Below are 13,623 nucleotides of genomic sequence, written 5' to 3' on the forward strand. Positions count from 1 at the left end.
TTATCCAGCTTGAGGGGCGAGCATCGGAGCGGCGTCGAGCTTGGCCCCGATCACTCCGGTCTGCAGCAGCAGATCCGGTACCCGCTGCAGGCGACGGGCGTCCAAAGTGGACCCGAACGTCGGCAGCGTGAGCAGTGAAGCGGTTTCCGCGTCGACCTTGGCGAACTTGACGATGAGGGGTTCGATCTTGGAGCGGTCGGCCGAGTCGCGCACGGCCTTGCCCAGTGCGCGCTGGAACGCGGCCAGCGTCTTGGGGTTCTTGTCCACGAAGGACCCGAGCGCGCCGAAGCCCGCCAGGGGGAAGTCCTGGGTGGCGCCGGTCGAGATGTCGACGACCGGGGTCGCGCCGACGACCTTGGATGCCTGGGTCAGGAACGGCTCGGGCAGGTAGCCCGCGTCGACCTGGCCCGCCGCGAGCGCCGAGGCGATGTTCGGCAGCGCCATCGGCACCCACTGGACCTTGCTGGTGTCGACGCCGTGGTCCTTCATCACCGAGACGGTGAGCAGGTGGGAGGCGGTGTTCTTGTCGGTGATCGCGATCTTCTTGCCCGCGAGGTCGTTGATCGTCTTGACCGAGGAGGTCGGCACGGTGACGACCGCGTTGCTCTTGGGGCTGGCCGAAACCGCGTCGGCGACGAGGCGGATGTCGGCCGCGCCCTTGCTCTTCGCCACGAAGAACGGCATGTAGGTGGAGAAGGCGATGTCGACCTCGCCACCGATCATCTTGGTCATCGCCTGCTGGCCGCTGGGCGCGTCGACCGCTTCGACCTCGAGACCTTCGGCCTTGAAGTAGCCGCCTTCCTGCGCCAGCCGCAGCGGCGCGAGGTCGACGACGGGCAGCAGGGCCACCTTGATCTTCGGCTTCTCAAGGCCGCCTTCGCCACCCGACGCCTTGGACGTGTCCTCGCCGCCGAGTGCGCCACAGGCGCCCAAGGTGGCCAGCATGAGCGCGCTCAGGGCGACGCCGATGGCACCCCGTCCTCTACGTACACCGCTCCTGCTCATGGCGTTTCGAAACAAAGCCAGCTCCTCGGAAACAATGAATCACCGTTGGGTTTTTTCATCCGTGTCGTGGCTTCATTCCGCCAGGCACGCGGTCACCTTAGAGATTTGCCCACCTGCTCACAATGGGTGTCGTGAGCGGGTGATCATTTTAGGCCATTCGCCCGATCACCTGATCACCCGCTTGGACATCATTACTTTCAGTGATCAATTTCCGAGAAATGTGACTATTAGATGTAATGCCGCGTCGTCAGCTGGTGGCCTGCGCCGCGATCATCGGGCCGACGTCGATCTTGGTCTGGATCGCGCCCATCTGCAGGAGCAGGTCCGGGACCCGCTGGATACGGCGGGGGTCCAGGGTGGACTGGAACGTCAGCAGCGTGGTCAGCGCGGCGGTGTCCTGGTCGATCTTGGCGTACTTGACCAGCAGCGGCTCGATCTTGGAGCGGTCCGCCGCGTCCCGGGTGGCCTTCTGCATGGCGCGCTGGAAGGCGGCCACGGTCTTCGGGTTCTCCGACACGAACTTGCCGAGCGAGCCGTAGCCCGCGGTGGGGAAGTCCTGGGTGGCGCCGGTGGCGGTGTCCACGACCGGGACGGTGCCCGCCTGCTTCGCGGTCTGGGTGATGAACGGCTCGGTCAGGAAGCCGGCGTCGATGTCGCCGTTCTTGAGCGCGGTCCCGATGTTCGGCAGCGGGATCGGCACCCACTGGACCTTGCTGGCGTCGACGCCGTGGTCCTTCATGACCGACTTGGACAGCGTGTCGGACACGGTGTTCGGCGCGGTGATGCCGATCTTCTTGCCCGCCAGGTCGCTGACGCTCTTCACCGACGACGTCGGCAGCGTGACCAGCATCGTGCTCTTCGGGCCCGCGGAAGAAGCGTCCGCGACCAGCTTGATGTCGGCGGTGCCCTTGCTCATCGCGATGAAGAACGGCGTGTAGCTCGCGTACGCGATGTCGACCTCGCCGCCGATCAGCTTGGTCAGCGAGACCTGGCCGGTCGCGGCTTCCACCGCCTCGACGTCGAGGCCCTCGTTCTTGAAGTAGCCGCCGTCCTGGGCGAGGCGCAGCGGGGCCAGGTCGATGGTCGACATCACGGCGATCTTGATCTTCGACTTCTCGAGGCTCCCCGAGCCGCCGGAGGAGGACGAATCGTCCCCGCCGAGCAGGCCGCAGCCGCTGACCGATACCGAGACGACGGCCGCCATCGCGAATGCGAGGGCTCCACGTCGACCCCGGCTGATGCCCAAGGCCTTCTTCGAGCTTGCAGAGCCAAGCAAAGTGGTGCTCCTGATCGAGGGGGAGGACACGTGATGACGTGGCCTGATGTGGAATTCGGAAGTGACTCTTTGTCGAGTCACGGGCCCACTGTAGAGAACACACACTGTGCTCACAATGGGTGGTCATCCCATGATCCCAAGTGGTAACGATCACCCGAACAGGTTGTTTGTCAGAAGTGAACACAACGGGGCGTGTTCGAGGCGGGGACTTGTTGACGAATGAGCGTCAACGGGTCAAGACCCGTCCGGGGCTTACTTGCAGGTCTTGACCGAAGGGTTACATCTGGGCCGCCCGTTCGCTACCCTCATGCACCGGTAGTGAGGTGTGGACCACTGATGTAGTGAAAGAGAGTGCCTTGGATGGCCGAACGCTCTGGACCTTTCCCGAGGTGCAAGGCACTCTGTGTCGAACGCGATCCTGATGTCGGACACGACCGTGCTTCACTGGTGCGCGCCCGCGCACTGGCGGGTTAGGCCGAATAGACCAATGACGTCAGGCGGGATTTCGGCCAAGTGCACTTGAGAGACTGCGTCAAAGACGACTTCCTCATTCGTCAGAGTGAGCACTCGCGTCCAACGTCTCCCTGCCGGGTGGCAGGAGCGTGCGGGTAGTGGTCTCCGACAACCGACCCAGGCAGCAGCAGAACGGCATGTCCAAAATGGGCTTTCCCGGCCCGAATGAAGATGATGGTGGTGCGGCGGTGCCGAACGAAGACACCGCGGGGGTGGGAGGGACCCCTGCGCGGGAAACCGGAGACGGTCCTGGTGGGAAGGCCGGGTCGTTCCTGGGCCTGCGTAACTGGCGTCTGCGATCGAAGCTCGCGGCCGTCCTGATCATTCCGACGCTGACCGCGCTCGCGCTCGGCACGCTCCGCGTGATCGACGACAGCAGCGAAGCGGCCCGGTTCCAGGACACGGCCGACCAGGTCGCGTTCGCCGACAAGATCACCCTCGTGGTGCACGAGCTGCAGAGCGAACGCGCGCTCGCCGTCGCCAAGATCGCCTCCGGTGACCCGTCGCGCCAGAACGGTCTCGACGCGCAGATCGCCAAGGTCGACCGCGCCATCGACGACCTGCGTGCCTCGGCGAACCAGATCAACCCGGACGATCAGGACACGAGGGACCGCTACTCGCGTGGTCTGCAGCGGCTCGACGCCCTGCGCCCGCTGCGCGGCGCGATGAACACCTCGCTGCTGGGCGACACCCCGATCCTCATCGCCTACTCCGGCATCCTCGACTCGCTGGTCCAGCTCGGCCGCGAGGTGACCACCGCGGTGGCGAACCGCGACGTGCTCCGGCTCGGCGTCACCGTGCAGGCCATCAGTGAGAGCAAGGAGTTCATCGCCCGCGGTGACGCGGCGCTGCTGATCGCCTCCTTCCGCTCCGGATTCCCCGGCGACCTGTTCGACCAGGCGCGTTCGGCGGTCGCCAGCGGCGACGCCTCGACGGCGGCGTTCCTCAACAACGCCAGCCCCGAACAGCGGCAGCTCTACTCGGACACCTTCTCCGGTCCCGAGGTCGACGACCGGCGCCGGATCACCACGATGGCGTTCTCGCTGCACCAGCAGAACGAGCCGCCGGCGATCGACAACGTCGCCCTCGGCAACGACAGCCGGGTCGCGCTGGACAAGCTGCGCGCGGTCGAGACCAACCTGCTCGGCCAGCTGCGGGCACAGGCCGACGGCCTGGCCACCGACGCGATCAACTCGGCCTGGATCGGCGGCGCGGTCGTGCTGCTGGCGCTGCTCGCGGCGCTGTTCCTGATGCTCGTCATCGCCCGCCTGATGCTGCGCCCGCTGCGGGTGCTGCGGAAGACGGCGCTCGACGTGGCCTACACACGACTGCCGGAAACCGTGCAAGCGATCCTCGACGACCCGGACCCGGTCAACGCCTCGAAGCGGTCGGTCGAGCCGGTGCCCGTCACCTCGCGTGACGAGATCGGTGAAGTGGCGCGGTCGTTCGACGTCGTCCACGAACAGGCCGTCAAGATGGCCGCCGAACAGGCCCTCCTGCGCGAGAACGTCAACGGCATTTTCGTGAACCTGTCCCGCCGGTCGCAGCGGCTGGTGGAACGCCAGCTGGGCGTGATCGACCGGCTCGAGGCCGACGAGCAGGACCCGGACCACTTGGCCAGCCTGTTCGAGCTCGACCACCTCGCCACGCGGCTGCGCCGCAACGGTGAAAGCCTCCTGGTGCTCTCGGGCGCCGGTCTCGCGAAGTCGGTGCCCAAGCCGGTGCCCGCCGCCGACGTCATCGGCGCCGCGGTCTCGGAGATCGAGCAGTACGCCCGGATCGAGATCGGGATCGTCCCCGAGGTCGCCGTCCAGGGCCTGACGATCCATGACCTCGTGCACGTCCTCGCGGAACTCCTGGACAACGCCACCTACTTCTCCGAGCCGGAGACGAAGGTGACCGTCCGCGCGGTGATCACCCGCAAGAAGGCGCTCGCCATCCAGGTCACCGACCACGGTGTCGGCATGACCGAGGAACGGCTCGCCGAGGTCAACCAGCGGCTGGCCGACCCGCCGGACCTGGACGTCTCGGTGACCCGGCGGATGGGCCTGTACGTGGTCGCGCGCCTGGCGCGACGCCACGGCATCGAGGTCCGGCTCCGGGAGAACGAGGACATCGAGGGCGGCGTGATCGCGCGGGTCGTCGTACCCGCGGAGCTGCTCACGCAGATGCGGCCCGGCGCGCGCAACACCCCGCCGCCGGCGAACCGGTCGGAAACGTCGATGCCTTCGATGCCGTCGGTGTCGGAGATGTCGACCTCGCTGCCGAACATCCCCGCCTCCGACCGCGGCCTGGAGATGACCCCGCCGCCGCCGTCGAAGCCGCCGGCCGCTCCGCAGCCGGTCGCGTCGCAGGGCGGGCTCGTCCCGCTCGATCAGCCGATCAGCCTCGACGACCTGGTCGCGGGCAAGAACGCGGCCGGGCCGTTCCTCAGCCCCGCGTCCCCCGCCGAAGAGGCCCCGGCGTGGCCGACGGCCGAAGACATCTCGCCGGCGAACGGCGACGGCGCCTCCAGCGGCACCGAGACCCAGTTCGCGTCACTGGTGCTGCCGAAGCGGGAGCCGAAGTACACGCCGGTCGAGCCGCGGAACAAGCCTGAGGAGCCCGCGGAGTCTTCGGACGCGGGCAAGTCGGCGCTCGACGACGACGTGCCCACCCGGCGGCTGCCGATCTACCAGTCGGTGCTCTCGCGCTGGTTCAGCGAAGGTGACGAGACCGGGGGCGACTCCCCGACGACGTACACCGAGCCGGTCGAGTCCGAACTGCCCGTGCGGACCCCCAACGGCGGCGCCGAAGCGGCGGAATCCGCGGCCGAGGACACTTCCGGAGAGGCATTGCCCACTCGGACCCCACGGAGTGTTCCGCCGGAGACGGTGCTCCAGGACAATGGCTGGCGCAGCGCGTCGGACGACGGCTGGCAGGCGGCGCAGGTCCTGTACGAAGACCGGAACGACGAGATCACCCCGGCGGGCCTGCCCAAACGGGTGCCGAACCAGTACCTCGTCCCCGGCTCGATCGGCGGGAACGAGCCGAAGAAGGAAGACTCGTTCGCCGACAAGACCTCCGGAATGCCGGGAACGGGTGCGATCGCCCGCTCGGCGACGGCGGCGCGGAGTCGGATGGCAAGCTTCCAGAAGGGCTACACGTCGGGACGGCACGCGTTGAAGGAACGCCCGCTCGATGCGCTGGATGACAACGGCGTTCCGGTGACCGGCAGGGATACCTCTGCCGATGACAGCAGTAAGGAGTGACAGTGACACGGGCGGGTGCGATGCAGCCGGGTGGTCCGGCGCAGCCTGGCGGCCAGGCGCAGGGTAAAGGACACACGAGCAGCTTTGCCTGGCTGATCACGGATTTCGTGCACCGGGTCCCGGGCGCGGCGCATGCCGTGGTGGTGTCGGCGGACGGTTTGCTGCTGGCATCCTCGAAGGGACTTCCCAAGGACAGGGCCGATCAGCTGGCGGCGGTCGCGTCGGGGCTCACGAGCCTCGCGCGCGGTGCGGCGAAGGTGTTCGAGGGCGGCACGGTCGCGCAGACGGTGGTCGAGATGGCCAACGGCTTCCTCTTCCTGATGTCGGTGTCCGACGGTTCCTGCCTGGCGGTCCTCGGGTCGCCGGAGAGCGACATCGGCTTGGTCGTCTACGAGATGACCCTGCTGGTGGAACGGGTGGGGCAACAGCTGACACCGGAGATGCGCGCGCAGCTGCAGGGCGCGTCGGTCCGCCGCTGAGCGACCGGGAACCGAGGAGAATGCCGTGGACGACGGGCGCTTGAGGGGCGATGGCCGGCTCGGTGACGACTTCTCCGGCGGGTGGTCGGAACGAGACGACGGCCGGGAGGACTGGACGTCCTTCCGGGACCGGGTCGACCGCGAATGGCGATCGCGAAGGGCACAGGGGTCGGACAACGACCCCGTGGCCCCGGACGAAGCCTCCCGCTGGCTGACCGATTCGAACGCGGGACAGGGACCCGCCGACTTCAGCGTCTCGGACTACCGGGAACGCCTGCTCGGCGGGCCGGGGGCGGAGCTGTTCGGTGGTGGCAGCGGTCCGCTCTACGACTCGGGCGAGTTCGCCAAGTTCTCCTTCGACAAGGAGGAGGAGCGCCGGGCGGCGGCGGCCGCCGCCGACCCGCTCGCCGCGGCCCTGCCGCAGCAGGCGCAGAACGAGTTCGTCGACGAGCAGTACACCACCGACGTCGAATCCTCCGGCCTGGTCCGGCCGTATTTCCGCACGCGGGGCCGGACCAAGCCGACGTACGACCTTGCCATCGAGGCGTTGATCTCGACCAGCGAACAGGGACGTGTGCTCGACCGGGTACGCGTCCCCGAACACCGGTCGATCTGCGACCTTTGCCTGGACACCCGGTCCGTCGCCGAAGTCGCGGCGCTGTTGCGCCTGCCGCTCGGCGTGGTCCGGGTGCTGATCGGAGACGTGGCCGGCCTCGGTCTGGTCCTGGTGCACACCGCCAGCCAGAACGTGGGTGACCGGCCGAGTATCGAGTTCATGGAGAGGGTGCTCAGTGGGCTTCGGAGAATTTGACTCCGACGCGAATGCGCCGCAGGTGACCGGACCGACTTCGTCGGCCAAGATCGTGGTCGCTGGCGGATTCGGCTCGGGGAAGACCACGCTGGTCGGAGCGGTTTCGGAGATCGATCCGCTGACCACCGAGGCCATGATGACCGAGGCCAGTACCGGCGTCGACGACAATTCGGCCACCCCGAACAAGTCGACGACGACCGTGGCCATGGACTTCGGCCGGATTTCGCTGGACTCGGACCTGGTGCTGTACGTGTTCGGTACGCCGGGCCAGCACCGGTTCTGGTTCATGTGGGACGACCTCGCGGTCGGCGCCATCGGTGCCGTCGTGCTGGTCGACACGCGGCGGCTCGCCGACGCGTTCCCGTCGATCGACTTCTTCGAGAACCGGAAGCTGCCGTACGTCGTGGCGATCAACTGCTTCGACCGGCTGCTGCACCACCAGATCGAGGACGTCCGGCACGCGCTGACGATCTCACCGTCCGTGCCGATCATGGCCTGTGACGCCCGGGAACGTGAGTCCGCCAAGCAGGTGTTGATCTCGGTCGTGCAGCACGCCATCGCACACGATTCGGCGTTGCGCGCTGGGTAAAAGGGACAAAAGCCCGGAGCGGATGCGGCCGTTGGAGTGAACTCGGCAGGCTTCACCCGCTTCGGGGAGTGGCGTCACCGGTCGGATCGAACGCGGGGCGACCCCTTTCACGCGATCCGGCGCCGACGACCCCCGATCGAGTGGTCACAACGTCGGTGACCTGCGCGGACGCCGGTTCACACCTGGTCGCGCCAGGCCACCACAGGGTGACCCACGAATGCGTGGTTCACGATGTGTCGACGCGGTGCGCGGCTGGACGTTTACGTTCGGTTAACGCGGTCGGCCGGGTGGCGGGCTCGACACGATCGACGGGACGAATACGCTGGGTGGAGGCGTCTTTCGGCTCGTCGGCACCGGGATCGGTGCTGGTGGGCGGGAGACGCCCGGACCACGCCGCCCAGGTGGTCTTGACGCAGCGAGGAGGGACTTGTGACGGCATCCGGGCAGCAAAGCTCGTTCGGCTGGCTCATCACGGATTTCGCGCGCCGGGTTCCCGGTGCGGCGCACGCCGTGCTGGTCTCCGCGGACGGGCTTCTCCTCGCGCCGTCGGACGGGCTGCCGCAGGAACGGGCCGAACAGCTCTCCGCGGTCGCCTCCGGGCTGATCAGCCTCACCGCCGGCGCGGCCCGCTGCTTCGACGCGGGCGGGGTCAACCAGACCGTCGTCGAGATGGAACGCGGCTACCTCTTCCTCATGTCGGTCGCCGACGGCTCGTCACTCGCCGTGCTGGCCGCGCCGACCTGTGACATCGGCACCGTGGCCTACGAGATGACGCTGCTCGTCGAGCGGGTCGGCCAGCAGATCACCCCCGAGCTGCGGGCGCAGCTGCAGGGCGGCGTACGTGGGTGACCGATGAAGATCAGCGGATTCACCGAACCGGACCCCTCCGGCTGGGACTCCCTCTATCAGGGCACCGAACGCGAGGCCTTCGATTCGCCGAGCCGGTTCGAGCTGAGCTCGATCAGCACGGTGATGCCGCGGCGCCCGCCCGCGCCGCCTCCCGAGCCGGTGCCTCCGATGCCCTCACCGATCCGGCAGTCGCCTCCTCCACGGCCCACTGACGTCGCCCCGGCTTCGGTCTACCTGCCGCCGGCTTCGGGCTCCCGGGTCCGGCCCTACACCCGCACCGGTGGGCGCACCCGCACCGCGCACGACCTGGCGCTGGAGGCGCTGGTGTCGACCAGTGAGGACGGCCGCCGGTACCGCGGCGTGCGGACCCCGGAACACCGGCAGATCTGCGACCTCTGCCTGGACACCCGCTCGATCGCGGAGATCGCCGCGCATCTGCGGCTGCCGTTAGGCGTGGTGAAGGTGCTCGTGGGCGACATGGCGGACGCCGGCCTGGTGCTGATCCACCAGACGGAGCTGATCCTCGGTGATTCCTCTTCGCGCGCTTTCATGGAACGCGTGCTGCAAGGCCTGCGCGCCCTCTGACCGCCCGCATTTCGTCCTCTAAATGCGTGCCGGTGCTCTCGGCCGTGGCTGTCCTGAAGGCCACCTTCAGGACGTTGGATGTCTCAAGGGTGGCCTTCGGGACGCCGCTTCACGGTGTGCCTGACTCCCCGCATTTAGAGGACTAAATGCGGGGTGGTCAGTCCTCGACGAGGGCGGCCGACGTGATCCGGTGCAGCGGGTAGCGCTCGTTGTCGGTCCCTTCGAGGACCCCGCCGCCGACCCGCAGCGGCCGCACCACCCGCTGGCTCGCCGTCCCGCGTGAGTCGACGAACCCGATCCACACCTCGCGGCGCTCGATGGTCGCCTGGGAGAGCAACGCCAGCGTCGCGGACGTGTCCCCGGCGCCGCCTCCCTGCGGCGCGCGCACCGTCTCGCCCCGGCGGCGCGCCGAAGCGGCGTCGCCTGCCCGGACGTGCGCGACGATCTTGCCGACCTGTTCGTCGGTCAGCCCGGCAGGCTCTCCAGGCGCGCGACGCGCGGCACGCGCCTTCGCGGGCAGGCGACGTCCGGACGGCCTGATGTCCATGACGCGTCCGTCGGGGCCTTCGGCGGCCGGAGCGAACCCGGCGGCGCGAAGCGCGTCGAGGACTTCGGCGAGCGGGTACGCGCTGATGAGCACGGTCGGCGCGATCATCCGCAAGCCGTACTCCGTCGCGACGGGGCTGCCCATGACCTCCGCGAGCAGCGACGCGTCGTCGCAGCGCAGGAACGACTCAGCGGCACCGCCACGCAGCCGCCCGTGCCGCCGGGCGACGTCGTCGATGAGGTAACTCAGCGATTGGGGCACCGGCGTCGCCGATTTCGACGTGAACAGCTGGTGCAGCTCGCCCGCGGTCCGCCCGGTGTCGAGCGCGCGCCGCACGGACGTCTCGGTGATCCGGTAGACGGTCGCGTGCCCGGCCGATTCGATGTCGGCGACGGCGGTCATCTCGGCCGCGAGTTCGGCTTCCAAGGGCCCCGGCGCGACCACGGTCAGGTCGGCCTGGACCAGCACGTGGTCCACCGGACGCGGCAGCGCGTCGATCATCGCCTCGATCGCCCCCGGGCGGTCCTCGGCCAGCAGCGCCCGGGTCGCTGTGGTGAGCCCGCCGAGGCCGATCAGGCCGAGCGCGGCCCCCTCGGCCATCGTCCAGCGCACGGTCTCGTCCCGCAGCCGCCCGCCCCGCCGCGGCGCGCGCCAGGCGAGCGCCGCGACCAGTTCGTCGGTGCTCTTCACACCGGCGCCTTCGGGCAGCGCCGCCAGCGCGAGGAGGATCCGGCGCCGCGAAGTGGGCGCCAGCGGACGGCGCAGGTCTTCCGAAAGCGGCGCGATCGGCTTGTCCTTCGCGTCCCGCCCGCCGGCGAGACCGGGCAGCCGGGGCAGTTCGAGCCAGGCCTGCGCGACCGTCATCCAGCGCTGCGCGGTCGGCGACGCGAGCCACGAATCCGTGAGCGTCGTCGGCACCCATTCCGGCGTGGTCGCTTCGCTGTCGGCCACCAGACCGGCGCCGACCGCGATCTCCGCGAGCAGGGTCACCCGCGCCTCGTCGACGTCGAGATCCTTCGCGAGCTTCTTCAGTTCGCGGACGCCGAGCCCGCCGGACTTCAGCACCGGCGGTGGCGTCTCGGACCAGGCGCGAAGCATGTTTTCGGTCTGGCGCAGGAATTCCATCGCTTCGCCGGCCGCCGTCGTGTCCACAGTGGACTGCTGATGCGGATGGACGGGGAGCTCCGGTTCGCGCAGCGACGCCTGCTCGAAGACCACCCCGCCGCGCAGCGCGATCCCGATCTCACGCGGCAGCTCGACGGTCTGATCGTCCCGGCGCAGCAGCAGTCCCCTGGCGAGCAGGCGCTGGACGGGGTTCTGCGCCCGTTCCAGCGGGACGTCGGCCGACGCGTCGCGGGTGCGGCCGATCGGCGGCCCGGCGGCCAGCGTCGTCAGCAGGGCGCGTTCGTCCTCGCCGACCTCCGCGAGCGCGGCCTCGATATCCGTTCCGGCGAGCGAGGGGGACGACGCCCCGAGCCCGGCGGGGAAGGGGCCGAGCGCGTCGCGGGCCGACGGCGGGACGCGCAGCGCGTCGTCCTCGCCCCAGACCAGGGCCCGCTTGCGCAGCAGTGTCAGCGCCTCGCCGATCTCCGTGCCCGCGAGCCGCGCCACCTCGGCGGCCGGGACCGGCTCGGTGTCCGCTCCGGCCAGCAGCAGGGCGTCGAGGACGGCGAGGGTGAACGTGTCGAGGTCTTCGCAGGCACGCGCGACGGAGCCCGGCGTGCCTGCCCGGGTGGCGAGCACGATGGTGTCGGACGGGGGCGGCGTGGACAGGTCGCGACGCGTGCGCAGCAGCGCGGCGAGGGCGTCGTCGGACTCCTGGCGCAGCCAGTCCGCCAGGGATGGCGCGGGCATAGAAGACCAGGATACCGGGCGGGTGGTGGCCCGGCAGCCGCGTTCGGGCAGACTGTCCCTCGAGAACGGCTTGACCATGCTCTGGAGGACGTTGTGGCGAAGGGCGATAACAAGAAGCGCGCGGGCATCGACCCCACGTGGCCCGGTGAGGACGGGGAGCACCCCGTCACCGAGCTCGCGTCCGATCGGCAGGGCGCCTTGTCCCCGTTCGGCGACGTGACCTTCCCCCTCGACGCGGTGCCGTACGTGCACCCCGAGACCGAGATCAACCGGTAAGAAGCTACTGGCGGGTTACCCCTGCGAGGGTTCGTGGCGGTCGTCACGGGAGTAGGTTTTCGATCGACCTATTCGAGCTTTCCTCAGCGGGGGTAGTGCCATGCCGGTTCCCGGTCCGGGATATTCGATCACCGTCCGGGTGGAGGCCCCCGCGTCGTCCACCGCGGCGGGTGATCTGACCACCGCCGTCGGCCGGGTCGGCGGCGTGCTGACCGCGTTCGACGTCGTCGAGTCGCACCCCGATTCGATCGTCGTCGACATCAGCGCCAACGCCCTGTCGGAGAACCACGCGCAGGACATCACGCAGACCCTGGACTCGCTGCCGGGCGTCCGCGTGCGCAAGGTCTCCGATCGGACGTTCCTGATCCACCTCGGCGGCAAGATCGAGGTCAGCCCCAAGGTCGCGCTCCGCAACCGTGACGACCTCTCCCGCGCGTACACGCCGGGTGTCGCCCGCGTCTGCCAGGCGATCGCGGCGAACCCCGAGGACGCGCGCCGCCTGACCATCAAGCGCAACACCGTCGCGGTGCTCACCGATGGTTCCGCGGTGCTGGGGCTCGGCAACATCGGCCCGGCCGCCGCGCTGCCGGTGATGGAGGGCAAGGCGGCGCTGTTCAAGAAGTTCGCCGACGTCGACGCGTGGCCGGTCTGCCTGGACACCCAGGACACCGAAGAGATCATCATGATCGCGAAGGCGCTCGCGCCGGTGTACGCGGGCATCAACCTCGAGGACATCGCCGCGCCGCGCTGCTTCGAGATCGAGAAGCGCCTGCGTGAACAGCTCGACATCCCGGTCTTCCACGACGACCAGCACGGCACCGCGATCGTCGTGGTCGCCGCGCTGCGCAACGCCCTGCGCGTGGTCGGGAAGAACATCGAAGACTGCAAGATCGTCGTCAGCGGCGTCGGCGCGGCGGGTTCGGCGATCATCCGCCTGCTGCTGCGCAAGAACCCGGGCGACATCGTGGCCGCCGACATCGACGGCATCGTGCACTCCGCGCGCGGCAACCTCGACGAGAACCTGACCTGGATCGCCGGGCACACGAACAAGGAACAGCAGGCGGGCACGCTGCACGAGGCGCTCGTCGGCGCCGACGTGTTCATCGGGGTCTCCGCGCCGAACCTGTTCGGGGCCGAGCAGGTCGCGACCATGAAGTCCGACGCCGTCGTGTTCGCGCTGGCCAACCCGGACCCGGAGATCGACCCCCTGGAGGCGCAGAAGCACGCCGCCGTGGTCGCCACCGGTCGTAGCGACTTCCCGAACCAGATCAACAACGTGCTCGCGTTCCCCGGCGTCTTCCGCGGGCTGCTCGACGCGCAGGCGCACCACATCGACGACTCGATGCTCCTCGCGGCCGCCGACGCCATCGCGGACGTCGTGGACAACGGCAAGCTGAACGCTTCGTTCATCGTGCCGAGCGTGTTCGACAACGCCGTCGCCCCCGCGGTCGCCGAAGCGGTGAAGAAGGCGGCGAAAGCAGCGAAGGCTGCTCAGTCGTAGGACGTGGTAGCAAAGGTCCCTTGCTCCATTCGGCGGCGCCGTCATCACTGAGACCGACATCGAGGCCGACTTCAGGGTGACGACTCC

General features: G+C 69.0%; 11 protein-coding genes. 8 read left to right on the plus strand and 3 right to left on the minus strand.

Going from position 1 to position 13,623, the window contains the following annotated elements; all coding sequences use genetic code 11:
* Positions 1–1,005 carry an ABC transporter substrate-binding protein gene (locus ED92_RS10145; RefSeq protein ID WP_235213227.1) on the minus strand — a complete coding sequence of 335 codons (1,005 nt, stop codon included), beginning with the start codon at positions 1,003–1,005 and terminating at the stop codon, positions 1–3.
* Between the two features lie 247 nt (positions 1,006–1,252).
* Positions 1,253–2,209, minus strand: a complete 957-nt coding sequence (locus tag ED92_RS10150) for an ABC transporter substrate-binding protein (protein WP_037335625.1) — start codon at positions 2,207–2,209, stop codon at positions 1,253–1,255.
* Between the two features lie 722 nt (positions 2,210–2,931).
* Here ED92_RS10150 and ED92_RS10155 point away from each other — a divergent pair.
* From ED92_RS10155 to ED92_RS10180, 6 genes are all read left to right on the plus strand, one after another.
* Complete coding sequence (locus tag ED92_RS10155; RefSeq protein ID WP_037336323.1) at positions 2,932–6,045, plus strand: nitrate- and nitrite sensing domain-containing protein; 3,114 nt, start codon at positions 2,932–2,934, stop codon at positions 6,043–6,045.
* A gap of 20 nt (positions 6,046–6,065) precedes the next feature.
* Positions 6,066–6,524, plus strand: a complete 459-nt coding sequence (locus tag ED92_RS10160) for a roadblock/LC7 domain-containing protein (protein ID WP_085939650.1) — start codon at positions 6,066–6,068, stop codon at positions 6,522–6,524.
* Positions 6,525–6,549: 25 nt separating this feature from the next.
* Positions 6,550–7,335, plus strand: a complete 786-nt coding sequence (locus ED92_RS10165) for a DUF742 domain-containing protein (RefSeq protein WP_037335627.1) — start codon at positions 6,550–6,552, stop codon at positions 7,333–7,335.
* Positions 7,316–7,924 carry an ATP/GTP-binding protein gene (locus ED92_RS10170; protein WP_007033392.1) on the plus strand — a complete coding sequence of 203 codons (609 nt, stop codon included), beginning with the start codon at positions 7,316–7,318 and terminating at the stop codon, positions 7,922–7,924. Before ED92_RS10165 ends, ED92_RS10170 begins: the two co-directional genes overlap by 20 nt.
* A 429-nt stretch (positions 7,925–8,353) precedes the next feature.
* Complete coding sequence (locus tag ED92_RS10175; protein WP_005156190.1) at positions 8,354–8,773, plus strand: roadblock/LC7 domain-containing protein; 420 nt, start codon at positions 8,354–8,356, stop codon at positions 8,771–8,773.
* Positions 8,774–8,776: 3 nt separating this feature from the next.
* The gene (locus ED92_RS10180; protein WP_052120332.1) at positions 8,777–9,358 is read left to right on the plus strand and encodes a DUF742 domain-containing protein; all 582 of its coding nucleotides are present in this window, start codon (positions 8,777–8,779) and stop codon (positions 9,356–9,358) included.
* A 157-nt stretch (positions 9,359–9,515) separates the two neighbouring features.
* Here the strand turns inward: ED92_RS10180 and ED92_RS10185 are convergent, their stop codons facing one another.
* Positions 9,516–11,759, minus strand: coding sequence for a helicase-associated domain-containing protein (locus tag ED92_RS10185; protein WP_037335629.1), 2,244 nt, complete (start codon positions 11,757–11,759; stop codon positions 9,516–9,518).
* A 93-nt stretch (positions 11,760–11,852) separates the two neighbouring features.
* Here ED92_RS10185 and ED92_RS10190 point away from each other — a divergent pair, with 93 nt between their 5' ends.
* Together ED92_RS10190 and ED92_RS10195 are read left to right on the plus strand one after the other, a co-directional pair.
* Positions 11,853–12,035 (plus strand): hypothetical protein, encoded by a 183-nt coding sequence (locus tag ED92_RS10190; RefSeq protein ID WP_037335631.1) that lies wholly within the window; start codon positions 11,853–11,855, stop codon positions 12,033–12,035.
* Between the two features lie 100 nt (positions 12,036–12,135).
* Entirely contained in the window at positions 12,136–13,536 is a 1,401-nt protein-coding gene (locus tag ED92_RS10195) for an NAD-dependent malic enzyme (RefSeq protein ID WP_037335633.1), read from the plus strand.
* The last annotated feature ends 87 nt before the right edge of the window (positions 13,537–13,623 follow it).

This window comes from Amycolatopsis sp. MJM2582 (assembly GCF_000754115.1).
GTDB lineage: Bacteria > Actinomycetota > Actinomycetes > Mycobacteriales > Pseudonocardiaceae > Amycolatopsis > Amycolatopsis japonica.